15 protein-coding genes are annotated in these 14,252 nt (G+C 59.3%); 6 read left to right on the plus strand and 9 right to left on the minus strand.

Annotated features, from left to right (window positions below):
- Positions 1-13 precede the first annotated feature (13 nt).
- From GFER_RS18305 to GFER_RS12410, 3 genes are all read right to left on the minus strand, one after another.
- Complete coding sequence (locus GFER_RS18305) at positions 14-190, minus strand: PLDc N-terminal domain-containing protein (RefSeq protein WP_074669570.1); 177 nt, start codon at positions 188-190, stop codon at positions 14-16.
- A gap of 447 nt (positions 191-637) precedes the next feature.
- Positions 638-1,456, minus strand: a complete 819-nt coding sequence (locus GFER_RS12405) for a hypothetical protein (protein WP_040100014.1) — start codon at positions 1,454-1,456, stop codon at positions 638-640.
- Between the two features lie 6 nt (positions 1,457-1,462).
- Positions 1,463-1,678 (minus strand): hypothetical protein, encoded by a 216-nt coding sequence (locus GFER_RS12410; protein WP_040100015.1) that lies wholly within the window; start codon positions 1,676-1,678, stop codon positions 1,463-1,465.
- 403 nt (positions 1,679-2,081) lie between these two features.
- On the opposite strand from GFER_RS12410, the gene GFER_RS12415 reads away from it, so the two are divergent.
- Positions 2,082-2,564 (plus strand): cupin domain-containing protein, encoded by a 483-nt coding sequence (locus tag GFER_RS12415; RefSeq protein WP_040100016.1) that lies wholly within the window; start codon positions 2,082-2,084, stop codon positions 2,562-2,564.
- Between the two features lie 205 nt (positions 2,565-2,769).
- Here the strand turns inward: GFER_RS12415 and GFER_RS12420 are convergent, their stop codons facing one another.
- The 3 genes from GFER_RS12420 to GFER_RS17810 all read right to left on the minus strand — a co-directional run bounded on the left by GFER_RS12420 (position 2,770) and on the right by GFER_RS17810 (position 6,949).
- A complete protein-coding gene (locus GFER_RS12420) occupies positions 2,770-2,979 on the minus strand; it encodes an RNA-binding S4 domain-containing protein (RefSeq protein WP_040100017.1) in 210 nt (69 codons plus the stop codon).
- Positions 2,980-3,033: 54 nt separating this feature from the next.
- Positions 3,034-4,794, minus strand: a complete 1,761-nt coding sequence (locus GFER_RS12425) for a DEAD/DEAH box helicase (RefSeq protein ID WP_040100018.1) — start codon at positions 4,792-4,794, stop codon at positions 3,034-3,036.
- 109 nt (positions 4,795-4,903) lie between these two features.
- Positions 4,904-6,949 carry a PAS domain-containing hybrid sensor histidine kinase/response regulator gene (locus GFER_RS17810; RefSeq protein WP_052446367.1) on the minus strand — a complete coding sequence of 682 codons (2,046 nt, stop codon included), beginning with the start codon at positions 6,947-6,949 and terminating at the stop codon, positions 4,904-4,906.
- Between the two features lie 298 nt (positions 6,950-7,247).
- Here GFER_RS17810 and GFER_RS12435 point away from each other — a divergent pair, with 298 nt between their 5' ends.
- The gene (locus GFER_RS12435) at positions 7,248-7,559 is read left to right on the plus strand and encodes a Smr/MutS family protein (RefSeq protein ID WP_040100019.1); all 312 of its coding nucleotides are present in this window, start codon (positions 7,248-7,250) and stop codon (positions 7,557-7,559) included.
- An 86-nt stretch (positions 7,560-7,645) separates the two neighbouring features.
- On the opposite strand, the gene GFER_RS12440 is transcribed toward GFER_RS12435, so the two are convergent.
- Positions 7,646-8,593 (minus strand): nickel/cobalt transporter, encoded by a 948-nt coding sequence (locus tag GFER_RS12440; protein WP_052446368.1) that lies wholly within the window; start codon positions 8,591-8,593, stop codon positions 7,646-7,648.
- On the minus strand, positions 8,590-9,195 hold the full coding sequence (locus GFER_RS17815; RefSeq protein WP_052446369.1) for a DUF1007 family protein: 606 nt from the start codon (positions 9,193-9,195) through the stop codon (positions 8,590-8,592). The genes GFER_RS12440 and GFER_RS17815 overlap by 4 nt, the downstream gene beginning before the upstream one ends.
- Positions 9,196-9,854: 659 nt before the next feature.
- Here GFER_RS17815 and GFER_RS12450 point away from each other — a divergent pair.
- Genes GFER_RS12450 through GFER_RS12465 form a run of 4 tightly spaced genes read left to right on the plus strand, consistent with a single transcriptional unit; the run spans position 9,855 to position 13,491 of the window.
- Entirely contained in the window at positions 9,855-10,937 is a 1,083-nt protein-coding gene (locus GFER_RS12450) for a D-alanine--D-alanine ligase family protein (RefSeq protein ID WP_052446370.1), read from the plus strand.
- Positions 10,915-11,925 (plus strand): D-alanine--D-alanine ligase family protein, encoded by a 1,011-nt coding sequence (locus GFER_RS12455; RefSeq protein WP_052446371.1) that lies wholly within the window; start codon positions 10,915-10,917, stop codon positions 11,923-11,925. The genes GFER_RS12450 and GFER_RS12455 overlap by 23 nt, the downstream gene beginning before the upstream one ends.
- A complete protein-coding gene (locus tag GFER_RS12460) occupies positions 11,918-12,400 on the plus strand; it encodes a GNAT family N-acetyltransferase (protein WP_040100020.1) in 483 nt (160 codons plus the stop codon). Before GFER_RS12455 ends, GFER_RS12460 begins: the two co-directional genes overlap by 8 nt.
- Before the next feature lie 5 nt (positions 12,401-12,405).
- Positions 12,406-13,491, plus strand: coding sequence for a KamA family radical SAM protein (locus GFER_RS12465; protein ID WP_052446372.1), 1,086 nt, complete (start codon positions 12,406-12,408; stop codon positions 13,489-13,491).
- Between the two features lie 52 nt (positions 13,492-13,543).
- Here GFER_RS12465 and GFER_RS12470 read toward each other — a convergent pair whose 3' ends face one another.
- Entirely contained in the window at positions 13,544-14,119 is a 576-nt protein-coding gene (locus tag GFER_RS12470; protein WP_040100021.1) for a LemA family protein, read from the minus strand.
- Between the last annotated feature and the right edge of the window lie 133 nt (positions 14,120-14,252).

Consider the following 14,252-nt stretch of genomic DNA (forward strand, 5'->3'; position numbering starts at 1 on the left):
CAGGTTGCCCGACTTAAACCTTCTGCGCTTTCGGCCCGAGGAAAAACCACAGAATCAAGCCGATAAGAGGCAGCAGGAGAATAATGAGCACCCAGAGAACTTTCATGCCGGTCGTTGCGGAGCTTTGAATCGTCTGAATGATCGCCCAGATATCAGCGATTAAAATAATGATCCCAAGAATTGTTTCCACGTTTTGCCTCCCCTGTCACTGCCGCGATGTCGCGATAATGAAAAACATGCCCGCCCACCCGAGCATAATTGCCTCTTTTCGTTAACTGTTGAAACAAGAACATTTTTCATCTTTTCTAATTAATATCAGGTTGTCTTTCTTTTGCAACGAAAGCGGGAAAATTAATTTTTCACTAGAACTGCTTTCTTTTATTTGCTGCAATTGAGGGGAGCGCGGCAGAATCTATATTGGCGGTCCGGAGATCGCGAAACGTCGCCCGAGCGAAAGCCCTCGTTGGCGGCAGCAGGCGGTTGGTCGGTTTTGGCGCGTACGACCCTGACCTGGATGCAACGACTCATCAAGCGGGTCACGAAGGGGGCGATTTTCTTTTCGTCCCCCTGGCCCGCACGAGCTGTCTGGATTTTGCCGTGGCGGCAGGCATGCGCCGGCAAAGATGAAAACACGCGCCTATTGTGGAACCCACTCGGCCAGGGCGACTTTCACCAGGCGCAGGTTCGCATCGGCGTTGAGGACCAGATTGAGCAGCGCGGTGCGCAGCGACACGAATCGTTCGATCTCAGCAACCGGCTCGCGCGTCAGGCGGGCCTTGTAGGCCGTAACTACTTCATTTATCGCGGCCGTATGGGTGCTCGAGAGATCGGCATAAAGCAGATTGACCGGCGCCGCCCCGATCTGCCCGAGGGGCTGTGACAGGGTAATCAGAAAAGGGCCTGGCCGCTGTTCGAGGCGCTCGGCAATTTCGGGATTGTCGTCGCGGCACAGGCGGGCAATTTCTGCAAGATAGCGCAGCGCCAGGGGTGAATTGTAGTTCGCCAGGCGCAACTCCCGCCCCGGCGCCAGGGCGGGAACATAGAGCAGATTGGTCTCCTCTTTCTGGCGAGACGTCATTTCCCCCAGTTCCGGCAGCCCCAGGGTTGTTCCCGTGATCGCCTCGAGAATTTTTTCATAGCGCTGCTCAACATCAGCGGCAAGGCCGGGCCGATCGACGCGCCGCGCAAACAGCACATAGGTGTACATGCCGAAGCCCTGCTCTTCAGCGTCCATATGTGTCAGCAGGTCCCAGGCATGCCGACTGATACCGGGTTCATCGCCGCGCGTGGGCGGAGGTTCAGGCGCCGCCATGGGCGGCGGCGCTTCCTCGGGTCTTTCTGCGGCAGGGGGTTCGCGCGGCTCTTCCGCACGCTCGATCTGCGGGCAAGCACTAAGCAAGAGAATGACCAATACAGTGAGTACCGTCTTGAGCAGGTGGGCTGCTTTTCCGGTCATGATTTTTTACTCCTTTTTCTGCCCGGCGCCCCTGTTGGCCTGTCGCCGCCCCCAGAAGTAATTGAGTGCTGAAGCCAGACCCACAGCAACCAAAACGATCACGCCCAACACCTCGGAGGTTGCGATCGCAGGGTAAACGGCCTTGAATGCCCCGAGGATCGCCGCCCCGATGATCACTGCCAGAAAAAATAATTTCGATCCCTTGGCCCAGAGGTTTGCCATTTTCTTCCTCCCCAGGGAGAAGGTTTTCGTTAAAGGCTAACTCTATTTTACCGCTTTTTGGAGAAATGGCAGATTGACGACAGGCAGGATGTTCGGATGTCGGAACAGCATAATGGCCCAAAAAACAAAGAATAAATTGATCATGACTGCGGCGAGGAGAAGAATCTTGGGTGATTTCAGGAGAAAATCAAGGGTGAAGCTGGATCCCTCTCTTTTCGGTATCCCTGCTTGCGTAGTCTTTATTCAAAGGTAGGATTCAAACAGAGAAGGTTTTTTGAACCCTGGCTATCCAACTGCGCCAGCCAGTCGCGCCGCAGGTTGCGGTGCGTGTTGAACAGTTATTTTGAAACCGGATCTCACGGATTCAGGGTTTGGAAAGAAGACCAGGAAAGGAGGATGTTCCATGTTAAAGCGTATCTTTATCATCGCAACGCTCGTCTTGTTGGCGGCTTCCGGTGGCGTGGCGGAAGACAGAGTCCAGGTGCCTTACCACGGCGAAGGGCACGTTCTGCTGAACGCCTCCGACCTGGCATGGGGCGACATCGCCTCCATGGCTCCAGGTGCAAAAATCACCATCATCGAGGGTGATTTAAGCCAGGAGGCTCCGTTCACCTTCCGTCTGAAGCTTCCCGCCGACTACCGTCTTGCGCCCCACGTCCATCCGGCCTATGAGCGGGTCACGGTGCTCTCCGGTACTCTGCACTTCGCCCATGGCGAGACCTTCGACCGGACGAGAACTCTGGCGCTCAAACCGGGTGGAGTCGCCATCATGCCGCCGGGAGCGCCGATGTTCGGCTACACGGAAGAGGAAACCATCATCCAACTTCACGGCACCGGCCCCTGGGGCATCAAATATTTGAACCCCGAAGACGACCCGCGTAAATAAGGACTTTGTGCGCGGTCCCCGCGAGGATCGCGCGCATAACGCGAGGCCTCGCGCAGACGGGTTGCGCGCCGAATCGGCGTCAGGGGTGCGGTGTATTTCTGCAGAGAATCTGTCTAGGCGCCTGCCCGAACGGCTCACTCCGCGCCCCCTCATTCCTGCGGACCTGCCGCCTGTGGCGCGGGGGCGCTTTTAACTTTTTGCGCCTTCACCGCAGGGTTATCTGCCTGCCCTCGAAATCCACGACTTGCCCACTGCGGATTTTGCACCGCTTGCGCAATTCCACTTGCCCGTCGACACTTACGCGGCCCTCGGCAATCAACGCCTTGGCCGTGCCGCCGCTGGAACAGAGGCCGGTGACTTTGAGCAGGTTATGCAATTCGATGAATTCGTGACCGCTGAGAGAAAATTCGTCCATATCCGGGGTGATTTCTACCTTATTAGTGAGAACTTTTGACCAGGGCGCCTGCGCCTACTTGTCGGTCTTGGGGCCCCGCCGGCTGTAAGGCGGTTTTTTCGGACCCGGCTTGAAGGGCCGTTGGTCGCCACCCTTGCCGTAAGGTCTGCGCTTGGGGGGCTTGCCCTGCAACGCTTGTCCCGCGCCCCGGTCCTCGCTGAGTTGCAGGCGCTGACCGCACACCCACACCCCCTGGAGATGGCGCAGGATATCGGCCGGGAGGTCGCGCGGCAGATCGACCAGGCTGAACGAATCAAAGATTTTGATCTGGCCAATATCACGACTGCTGAGGTTGGCCTCATTGGTGATGGCGCCGACGATATTGCCCGGCTCAACTTTGTGGGCACGGCCGACCTCGATGCGGTAGCGCTGCTTGTCGGCATCCTGTGCCTCTCTGGGGCGCGCCGGGCGGGAACGGGACGGCTGCTCGGGTGCGACGACTTCTTCGGCCAGGCCGCCTTCGGGTTGCAGGGGGCGATCCTTTTGCACCAGGTAGGCGAGAGTGGCGGCGATGCGGCGCAGGCCGACATCGTATTCGCTCTGATAGCTGTCGATGAATTCCTCGAAAAATTCCAGATCTTCGGATTCCATGGCCGTGGCGATCTGCTCCTTGAACAGGCCGATGCGCCGATCCGTGATATCCTTGCGTGTCGGCAGGCTCATGGAGGTGATGGGCTGGCGCGTGGCCTGCTCGATGGCGGAGAGCAGGCGCATTTCCCGCGGCGCGACAAACAGAATCGCTTTGCCCTCGCGACCCGCGCGGCCGGTGCGGCCGATGCGGTGGATATAGGCTTCGGTGTCATAGGGGATGTCGTAGTTGATGACATGGCTGATGCGCTTGACATCGAGACCACGCGCGGCGACATCGGTGGCGACGACAATGTCGAGGCTGCCGCTTTTGAGCCGCTCGACGGTTTTCTCCCGCAGCGCCTGGGTCATGTCGCCGTTCAGGGGGGCACTGGAGAAGCCGCGCGCTTCGAGTTTTTCCGCCAGCTCCACGGTGGCGGTCTTGGTGCGCACGAAGACGATCATCCCCTCGATCTCCTCGGCCTCAAGAATGCGGGTGAGGGCATCGAGCTTGTGTAGACCTTTGACCTGCCAGAATCTTTGGGCGATGGTGTCGACTGTCGCGGTTTTGGCCTTGATGCGGATTTCTACCGGATCCTTGAGCTGGCGGCGGGCGACCTGCATAACTTCCTTGGGCATGGTCGCAGAAAACAGCGCAACCTGCTTGTGCGCCGGAGTATGCTCAAGAATCTGCTCGACCTCATCGATGAAACCCATCTTGAGCATTTCATCCGCCTCATCGACGACCACGCCGATCAAGCGGTCCAGGCGCAGGGTGCCGCGCCGCAGGTGGTCCTGGATGCGTCCCGGGGTGCCGACCACCGCCTGCACGCCGCGGGCGAGCATGCGCAGTTGCTGGCCCATGTTCTGCCCGCCGTAGACGGGCAAGACATGAAAATCCTTGAGATGCCGCGCATAGGTCTGCATGGCCTCGGCGACTTGCAGAGCCAGCTCGCGAGTCGGCGTCAGGACCAGAATCTGTGGACTTTTCAAAGCTGGGTCGATGCGGCTGAGCAGCGGCAGGGCAAAGGCGGCGGTCTTACCGGTGCCCGTCTGCGCCTGGCCGAGAAGGTCGCGTCCCGCCAGCAGCGGCGGGATGCTGCGCGCCTGGATGGGCGAGGGGCTTTCGTAGCCGATTTCGTCGATGACCCGGGCGATGGCGGGCGCCAGTTCAAGCTCGGCAAAGGTGGGGAGTGTCTCTTCGGTCATGGTGATCCTTGATGGTGTAGGTCTGATTAAAATGACGCAGTCTAACCTGTTTGCAGGCCGTTTGAAATTTATAAATGCAAATATTTTTTCGAGCCCTTAGAGTGTCGGATTAAATGTCGTTTCCGGTGACCCTGGCCAAAACCTTCTTGAGCGCTTTTACATCTATGGGTTTGGCCAGATAAGCGTTCATCCCGGCCGCTAACAACCGCTCGCGATCTCCGGCCATGGCGTAGGCGGTGATGGCGATAATGGGGATTTCGCGTTTGTTGCCGAATTCCCGCGAGGTGCGGATGGTTCTGGTCGCTTGGATGCCGTTCATGACCGGCATCTGCACATCCATGAGAATACAGTCAAAATCCTGCTCAGCAAGAAGCTCCAGAGCTTGGCGGCCATTGCCTGCCGAAATGACTTTATGTCCGGCCAGTTCCAATAATCTCTGCATGGCGAGCCGGTTGACGGGGTTGTCTTCGGCCAGCAGCAGGGTTAAGCAATCGCCTGCTTGATTCGGGGCTGTGGCGCCCACGGGTTGAGGTTTTTGATCGGGCCTGTCGGCAAACTTGAAGGGGAGAATCACCTGTACTCTGGTGCCCCGTCCGACCCGACTCTCCAGCATGACGCGGCCACCCATCAGGTCAACAATGCGCTTGACGATGGAGAGTCCCAGCCCCACGCCCTGGTCATTGCGGGCGGGATCGCACCCGGCTTGTGAGAAGGGCTGAAAAAGATCGTGCAGGCGCTCTTCGGGAATGCCGATCCCGGTGTCGGTCACCTGGAACAGGATTTGCGGTTCTAGGGTGTCGTCGGCGAGGAAAGGCTTGATTTCAAGACTGACCCGACCAGAATCAGTGAATTTGAGGGCATTGCCCACCAGGTTGAAAAGAATCTGGCGCAGGCGCGCCTCATCGCCTTTGAGGTAGACAGGGACGCTGGAGTCCAGGGTGCATTGAAGGTCGACGCCTTTGTCGCGAGTGGTGACCGCGAAGAGTCCCGCCACGGAATCGCTTAGGTTTTTGAGGTTGAATTCAGCTTCGATGATTTCAAGCTTGCCGGCCTCGATGCGGGATATGTCCAGAATATCCGAAAGCAGGCGGGTCAGTCGTTCGGCCGAGGTGATGGCCATTTGCGTGAATTGTTTCTGATCGGGGTTGAGTGACGTGGTTTGCAGATAGTGCAGGGTGCCCATGATGCCGTTGAGGGGCGTGCGGATCTCATGGCTCATGTTGGCGAGGAACTCGGACTTGGCGCGGTTGGCGGCGTCGGCCTGCTCTTTGGCCGCAATCAGTGCTTCCTGCGCTCGTTTGTGGTCGGTGATGTCTTCGTAGGTGCCTAGAATGCCAATGATTTTTCCGGAGGCGTCGCGCAGCGGCGCCTTGCTGGTGCGCAACCAGATACGTTGGCCATCGGGGGTGGTTTGCGGCTCCTCATAAGCAAGCTTGGCGACGCCGCTCTCCGTGACCTGGCGGTCGTCCGCGCGATACAATTCGGCCTGCTCAATCCAGCTCAGATCAAAGTCAAGTTTGCCGATAATCTGCTCGGACGACGTAAATCCCGCATCCCTGGCAAATGGCAGGTTGCAGCCGAGGTAGCGGCCCTCCAGATCCTTCCAGAAAACCCGCACCGGCACCGTATCCAGCACATTGCGCAGGAGCCGGCGTGACTCACTTTCAGCCTCTTCAAGCAGCTTGCGATCCGTGATATCGCGACCGACACCGACAATGGCGCTGATTTCGCCCCTTTCATTCAGAATGGCTTTGTCCGACCAGGCCAGCCAGCGCCAACCGTTTTTCGTCAGTGCGCGTTGCTCCAGATAAACGGAGTAGGGAGGTTTGAAAAGATTCTCCATGGCCTCGAGGGTGGATTCGCGATCCTCCTCGTGGACCAGGGGAATGAAGCGCTCGTTGAGCAGTTGTTCCTCGGTTTTGCCGAACAGGGCGCAATAGGAGGGGCTGACGAATTGAAACTTTCCATCGGGGTCGACCTTGACGACGAGTTCGTCGGTGTTTTCCACCAGCAGCCGAAAGTTTTCCTCGCTCGTGCGCAGGACCTCCTCGACCCGCTGGTGTTTCGTCTCTTCGGCTTTCAGCCGCGAAATCTCGCGCCGCGCCGCCGCCAGTTCCGCGAGAAGTTTCTCTCTGGGCATTTCAGAGTCTTGCATGGCGGTCTTTCCTGGGGGCAGATGGTAGTTATGCATGAGGCCACATTATAGTAGAGTTTAGCATAACATCCAAGCCGCGCGCCTCAGATGTTATGATCAACCTAAAACAGTTCAGGCCGCCAAAGCCTACGGCCTGCCCGCGGAAAAAATCATCATCCCGATCCGCGAAAACTCTCTCGAGTCAGTGGCGGTGGGGAGTGTGCTCCGCGCTGATCGCAAATAGGCGCGTTGGCGGCACACCCGGGCCGGCAGAGTAAATGAAATGAGACCGGCAACCCCCTCGGAAGGGTCATAAACCATGTCTGGTGAAGATGAGGTTGGCATCCCTGAGATCGTCGTTTTGCCCATCGACGGCATTCTTGACCTGCACAGCTTTCGCCCTGCTGATGTCAGGTATTTGATCCCCGATTACTTTGCGGAATGCCGCAAGCGTGGCATCCTCGATGTCCGCATCATTCACGGCAAAGGCTCGGGGAAACTACAGCGCGGGGTGCACGCCATTCTCGGTCGGCTGCCGGAGGTGGTCGCTTTTCGTTTTGCGGGGGAAGACCGCGGTGGATGGGGTGCGACTCTGGTACAGCTGCGGCCGCTTGTGGAGCGGGATGCTTGATTTGTTGTCGACGAGTGCAGGGGCCATGCATCAGGAAAGAGTATGGCCGGAAACTGGTGGGCCCCGCCTGCTACTTTATACAAGGACTAAAAAAACCGAGCTCCGGCCGAACCAACGCTTCCCAGCAACAATGATGTTCCGAGAAACACGATGAACAGTGCGCCGCCGACGGCAAATAAGGCATAGGTGGTGCGGAACACCCGCGGGGAGGTCGAAGTCAGGCGCATGACGGCGCCGCGCGAGCCCAGGGTGATGATGCCCACCAGGGAATTGGTCAAGCCCATGCCGATGGCCAGGACGACCATGGCGGCCAGGCCCGCCCATAAAATATCGAGACTTAAGGTGAAGAGCAGAATGAGAGCCGCCCCGGGACAGGGAATCAGGCCGGCCGACAGGGACAGAGCCGCCATGCTGGTGCGGTCGGCATCGGCACGGGCTTGCTCTGATACGGGCTTGCGCCGGGCAAGGATGTCTTTGGCCGCCTTAAGCAGCAGAAAGCTTCCGATAAGAATGATGAGCAGATAACTGAAGGGCTGCAGTCCGCCCTCCAACTCCTGAAAAGCGAAGATATTGGTTTTTCGTCCCAACAGGGCGAGGGCAAAAACCACGGCGGTGGCGGAAAGAACGTGCATGAAGGTTATCAGGTTACCGAAGAGCAGCGCCTGTCTGAGGGTGCCCCGGCGCGCCAGAAAATAAGCGCAGACGATGGATTTTCCGTGACCCGGCCCCAGCGCGTGGACCACCCCGAAGGCAAAGGTCAGGGCCAAAAAGCGCAGGGTCGTGCCGCCGGTGGGCTTTTCCTGAATTTGTCGGGCATAGCCGGTCATGTGTTCGCGAAAGTCGCGTTGCAGGGCGTTGAGCCTGACCAGCAGAGGGTTGATCGTGGCCGGTTTGCGGCGGCTCTCCGCCTGTTCTTCCGCAGTGTTTTGGGAAGGCGTCAGGAAGGGATTCTGTGCCCGGCCCGGCGCGGCCTGCTGAGCGCCGACGAGAAACACACACAAACACAAAAAAGCCAGGACCGATTTATTGATCATGACGCTTTCATGAACTCCAGATGCAATGCGCGGGGTGCGAATAGGGTGCCGAAGAGTTCCGATGAGGAATCCTCGCGCAGCTCATGCACGACGCGCAGGTTTGCTGGCTGTTCGACCTGTACCGGTTGGCCCCTGTGCCAAGTGAAGTCGACGAAGATCTCAGGGTCCCTGGCCATGAAACGAACGGATTTGGGCGTGGCGATGGCCGCTACCGTACAGGGCACGAAGAACTCGTAAACGGCTTGGTTGTTGGTGAAGCGAACCTGGAAATCCCTCACAAATTGCACACGAAACTCCTGTCCGTCGATCCACACCTGGGAAAAATATTGATAATTCCGCAGGTTGTCGAAAAGCTCGGCCTTGATGCGGGCTGCCTGCTCCGGTGTGGGGGCGTTGCCTTGCAACTCGGCGATCTCTCGGATCTGCTCGCTGAATATCTCGTCAAAAGTCCATTGCAGGCGAAACCCTTCCAATCCCTGCTCATTGAAGACAACGGTAACGGAGTAGTCCACCCAGACATGAGGATGGGCCGCTGCCGGGAGAGGCAGGGCCAGAAGCAGCAGAAGCAGCGGCCAGAACGAAAAAACTTTAATTTTATGCATGATTGAATGCCCAGCTTGGCTTGATGGTTTGGTTCTGCAGGGAGCCTGCGATTGCGGCAAGGAAGTATATCGCGGACCAGCTGGCTGCCGCAACCAGATCCGTAGCGAGATTGGTGATCCCGCAGTGATCGGGCCGTCAAGTGAGGTATACTGAGAGGGGACAGAAAGAGTTTTTTTCCCTAAGGCTGGGCACGAAGAGAATCAGAAAGGAGAGCCGTCATGGCCGAAGGCAAGCATGCTGACGGAATGGAAAAGAGGGGTCGCGGCAAGCCGACTTCTCATCGATTGGCCGTGATCTCGTTCCCTTGGGATTGAGGTCACGGCTTTTGCATTTTGAGCCCGGAAGCGCCGGTCCAAATGCTGAAAAAAAATTGCTGTCGAACAGGGGGCTAAGGTCTCCTTTTTTCATGCTGCAACCGATTGATTTCAAACGTTAAATTTAAAGTAAAATTTTTCCGTTGACAGGGTTTTGCGCTGGGAGTATATGACGAATAAGCGTCAGTGTTCAGGACCGGGACCCCGCAAGACGTGCCCGCTGAAAAGTTGACCCCTTTTAAGCCGCAAGCCGCTCCTGGCTAACCGGTGCCGAAGACGCTGCCGCCATCCCCCGCAAGGGGATCTGGATTTTAGGCGATTGGCTATTTCAAAAGGGGTTGACCATGAATATTGCGCTTTCCTTCAATCTGAAGGGAGAGTCGCCAGACGTACAGGATGCGTCCGGCGAACCCCCCTCGGAACCTCCCGGCAGCCTTCCCGACGACATCTACGCCGAGTGGGACGACATCCATACCATCAATGCGGTGGCCGACGCCCTGCGCTCGCAACACCAGGTGACCCTGGTCGAAGCGGACCTCAACGCCTTTGAGACCTACCGTGCTTTGCGCCCGGATCTGGTGTTCAATATCGCGGAAGGATTGCACGGGGTCAGCCGCGAGGCGCAGATTCCCGCCTTGCTCGACATGCTGGGGCTGCCCTATACGGGCAGTGATCCGGTGACCCTGGGGATGTGCCTCGACAAACGGCGCACCAAGGAAATTCTGAGTCATCACCGCGTCGCCACGCCGCGCTTTGTGGTGGTGGCATCCCTGGGCGACATTCCTGCGCGTTTCACCTATCCGGCCATGGTCAAGCCGACCCTCGAAGGTTCAAGCAAGGGAGTGACGGACAAGGCGCTGGTGCGCAACCGGCGTGAGCTGGTGCGCCAGGTGCAGTGGGTGCTGGAGACCTACAACCAGCCGGCGCTCATCGAGGAATTTCTGCCCGGGCGCGAGTTCACCGTGGCATTGATCGGCAACGGCGCAGAGCTGCGTGTGCTGCCCATTGTCGAGATCAATCTCGATGCCCTGCCCGCCGAGGTGAATCCCATCTATTCCTACGAGGCCAAGTGGCTGTGGGATCAGGAGCACGACCCCCTGCAGATCTTCACCTGTCCGGCGCAGCTTGAGCCGTTGCTGCGCCGCCAGATCGAGGAGCTGTGCAAGCGCGCCTTCCATGCCCTGGGCTGTCGCGACTGGTGCCGCATCGACGTGCGCCTCGATGCGCGCGGACTGCCGCAGATCATCGAACTCAATCCCCTGCCCGGCATTCTGCCGCGCCCCGAGCAGAACAGCTGCTTTCCCAAGGCGGCGCGAGCAGCCGGGCTGTCTTACGACCAGCTGATCCTGGCCGTGGTCGATGCCGCAGCCCTGCGGCTCAATCTGCACGCGCAAGGGGGGTGCCGTGAAAGTCGCGGTCAGCTTTAACCGGGTTCCGCCGCTACTGGTGCAGGGCGAAGCTCTCGATCGCATCTCCGAGGAAGGCGCCGAAGCCGAGGCCCAGGCGGTCGCCGCAGCTCTGCGCGCACTCGGCCACGCGCCGCAGCTGGTGGCTTTGGGAGACGACATCGCCCCCTTTGTCGGCGCGCTGCGCGCCGCCGCGCCCGCGCTGGTGTTCAACCTGTGCGAGGGCTTCTGGGGCCAGAGCCGCAAGGAGATGCATGTTGCGGCGCTGCTTGATCTGCTCGGTCTGGCTTTCACCGGGGCCGCGCCTCTGTGCCTGGGATTGACCCAGGACAAGGCGCGCACCAAGGATCTGCTCAGCCGTCATCAGCTGCCCACCCCCAAATACCTGCTGGTCAAGCTCGGCGAGCAGTATCCGCGGGTGCGCGACCTGGCCTATCCCCTCATCGTCAAGCCGCGTTTCGAGGATGCTTCGCTGGGGATTTCCAACGAGAGCGTGGTGGATAATGAGCGCGAGCTCAAGGCGCGCATCGACTACGTGCATCGCACCTACCGCCAGGGTGCTTTGGTAGAGGAGTTCATCGAGGGCCGCGAAATCAACGTCGCGGTCATCGGCAACGGCCCCCACGAGGTGCTGCCCCTCTCCGAAATCCGCTTTCATTCCGATCTGGTGCGTCCCATCGTCAGCTATGAGGGCAAGTGGCTCGAGCAGTCGCAGGGCTACCAGGGCACTCAGCCCCTGTGTCCGGCCAATCTCAAGGGCCGCGATGCAATCCTGGTGCGCGACGTGGCGCTGCGCGCCTACAAGGTCATGGAATGCCGCGACTACGCCCGCGTCGACATCCGTTTGCGCGACGGCGTGCCCTATATTCTCGAAGTCAACGCCAATCCGGACATCTCCCCGGATGCGGGCCTGGCGCGTTGCGCCGGGGTTGCGGGCATGACCTATCCGCAACTGATCCGCCGCGTTCTGGAGATGGCCGCGCAACGCAGGGAGGTCGCTCGTGCGTAATCTCAAGGCAACCGATGTGCCCGATCTGGTGCGGATTCTCGAAGCCACCGGGGCGTTCAGCGAAGAGGAAGTGGGTGTGGCCGTTGAGCTGCTCGGCATTGTGCTCAATGATCACAGCCAGCAGGATTACGAGGTGGCGGTGGCCGAGGTCGCGGGCCGCGTCGCCGGCTATGTGCTGTTCGGGCCGGTGCCCCTGACTCAGGGTAACTTTGATCTGTATTGGATTGCCGTCGACCCGACGACTCAAGGTCACGGCATCGGGCAAAAGCTGATGTCGCATGTGGAGGAGCAGGCGCGCGCCCGCGGCGGACGCCTGGTGTGTCTGGAAACGTCCTCGCAAGGAAACTATCAGCGCACCCGGCGCTTTTACGAGCAGGCCGGCTATGTTGAGGAATCACGCATCCGTGATTTCTACAAGCCGGGCGATGATCGCCTGACTTATGTCAAACGTTTCACCTCCCGCGAGGAGAGATAAGCGATATGGAAACCTGGCAAAAAATACTTCAGGCTGCTATTACCCGCCCCGGTGAGGTGACCCGGCGCTTCGGCATCGACCCCGCGCCGCTTGAGGCGGTGGCGGCGGAATACCCCATGCGCATCAACCCCTATTATCTGTCCCTGATCAAGGAAGTGGGCGATCCCATCTGGCGCCAGGCGGTGCCTTCCGCAGAAGAGTTGCAGGACAGCGTCTGTCCGGCCGATCCCCTGGAGGAGGAAAACCAGAGCCCGGTGCCCAACCTGGTGCACCGCTACCCGGATCGCGTGCTGTTTCTGGTGTGCTCCGAGTGCGCCATGTACTGCCGCTTCTGTACGCGCAAGCGCAAGGTCGGCGGTGAGAACATGCAGATCACTCGCGAGAGCATCGAGGGCGGATTGGACTATATCCGCAACCATGGGGAAATCCGTGACGTGATTCTCTCCGGCGGTGATCCTCTCCTGCTTTCCGACGAAAAACTCGACGGGATTCTCAAAGCCCTGCGCGCCATCCCCCATGTGGAGATCATCCGCATCGGCTCGCGCGTGCCGGTGGTGCTGCCGCAGCGCATTACGCCGGCCCTGGTGCGGGTGTTGCGTAAGTACCACCCGCTGTTTCTCAATACGCACTTCAATCACCCCGACGAGATCACCGAGCAGGCCGCCAAAGCCTGCGCGCGGCTGGCCGATGCGGGCATCCCCTTGGGCAACCAGTCGGTGCTGCTGCGCGATGTCAACAATGATCCGGCGGTGATGAAACGTCTCATGCAGAAGCTGCTCGCCATCCGCGTGCGGCCCTATTATCTGTATCAGGCCGACATGGTGCGCGGCACCAACCACTTCCGCACCTCGGTGGAGGAGGGCCTGGAAATCATCCGCGCCCTGCGCGGCCACAGCTCGGGCCTGGGTGTGCCGGCCTACGTCATCGACGCTCCCGGCGGCGGCGGCAAAATCCCGCTGCTGCCCGACTATCTGCAAAGCCTCGGCGAAGAGGTGGTGCTCAAGAACTATCTGGGCGAGACTTATCGCTACGCCAATGTGGCGCAGGAGGTGCCCGAGGAACGGCGGCGGGTGGCCAACGAGCAGGGATGAGAAAAACGGGGCGGCCTCGCAAGGGCCGCCCCGTTGCGTTGCTGGGTGGCTCTCAGGCCGAAGGCGCCTGAAAACTCACCTGCACGTCCTGACGATGGGCGGGATCGATCTGCCACAGAGTGCGGCGCGCGAAGTTGAACAGGCGCGCTACCAGCACGTCGGGGAAGTGAGCGAGGCGGATGTTGTAGATGTTGACCGAGTCGTTGAAAAACTCGCGGCGGTCGGCGATCTGGTTTTCGATTTCGGTGATGCGCGCCTGCAAATTGCGAAAGGCCTTGTCGGCTTTGAGGTCGGGGTAGCGCTCCACCACCATGAACAGCGAGCGCAGAGTCTCGGTGAGCATGTTCTGCGCCTGGATTTTCTCCTGCTCGCTGCCGGCGTTGTTCACCTGGGAGCGCGCCTTGATCACTGCCTCCAGGGTGCGCTGTTCATGCTGCATGTAGCCCTCGCACACCTTGATCAGCTTGGGCAGTTCGTCGAAACGCTGCTTGAGCAGCACGTCGATATTGCTCCAGGCCTTGTCGATGTTGTTTTTCATGCTGATGAAGCCGTTGTACACCACGATGACGTAGAGCACCAGGGCGGCGATGAGCAGGGCGATCACGCCGAGAACGATCCACAGGGTCATGGGATTTATCCTTTCTTGATACGTGTTGTTGGGTGGTGAAAAGGGATTCACCGCCGAGAGCGCGAAGAGCGCAGAGAAGAATCTGAGAAATACAGAAAAATCTTTCTTTGGTTTTCTCAGCGTGCTCAGCGGT

The organism is Geoalkalibacter ferrihydriticus DSM 17813 (genome assembly GCF_000820505.1).
In the GTDB taxonomy this organism is placed as follows: domain Bacteria; phylum Desulfobacterota; class Desulfuromonadia; order Desulfuromonadales; family Geoalkalibacteraceae; genus Geoalkalibacter; species Geoalkalibacter ferrihydriticus.

Bases quoted from the DNA above. Each gene is read 5' to 3' on its own strand.
- GFER_RS12405 (WP_040100014.1), bottom strand. From the start codon at position 1,456: ATGACCGGAAAAGCAGCCCACCTGCTCAAGACGGTACTCACTGTATTG.
- GFER_RS12410 (WP_040100015.1), bottom strand. From the start codon at position 1,678: ATGGCAAACCTCTGGGCCAAGGGATCGAAATTATTTTTTCTGGCAGTG.
- GFER_RS12415 (WP_040100016.1), top strand. From the start codon at position 2,082: ATGTTAAAGCGTATCTTTATCATCGCAACGCTCGTCTTGTTGGCGGCT.
- GFER_RS12420 (WP_040100017.1), bottom strand. From the start codon at position 2,979: ATGGACGAATTTTCTCTCAGCGGTCACGAATTCATCGAATTGCATAAC.
- GFER_RS12425 (WP_040100018.1), bottom strand. From the start codon at position 4,794: ATGACCGAAGAGACACTCCCCACCTTTGCCGAGCTTGAACTGGCGCCC.
- GFER_RS17810 (WP_052446367.1), bottom strand. From the start codon at position 6,949: ATGCAAGACTCTGAAATGCCCAGAGAGAAACTTCTCGCGGAACTGGCG.
- GFER_RS12435 (WP_040100019.1), top strand. From the start codon at position 7,248: ATGTCTGGTGAAGATGAGGTTGGCATCCCTGAGATCGTCGTTTTGCCC.
- GFER_RS12440 (WP_052446368.1), bottom strand. From the start codon at position 8,593: ATGATCAATAAATCGGTCCTGGCTTTTTTGTGTTTGTGTGTGTTTCTC.
- GFER_RS17815 (WP_052446369.1), bottom strand. From the start codon at position 9,195: ATGCATAAAATTAAAGTTTTTTCGTTCTGGCCGCTGCTTCTGCTGCTT.
- GFER_RS12450 (WP_052446370.1), top strand. From the start codon at position 9,855: ATGAATATTGCGCTTTCCTTCAATCTGAAGGGAGAGTCGCCAGACGTA.
- GFER_RS12465 (WP_052446372.1), top strand. From the start codon at position 12,406: ATGGAAACCTGGCAAAAAATACTTCAGGCTGCTATTACCCGCCCCGGT.
- GFER_RS12470 (WP_040100021.1), bottom strand. From the start codon at position 14,119: ATGACCCTGTGGATCGTTCTCGGCGTGATCGCCCTGCTCATCGCCGCC.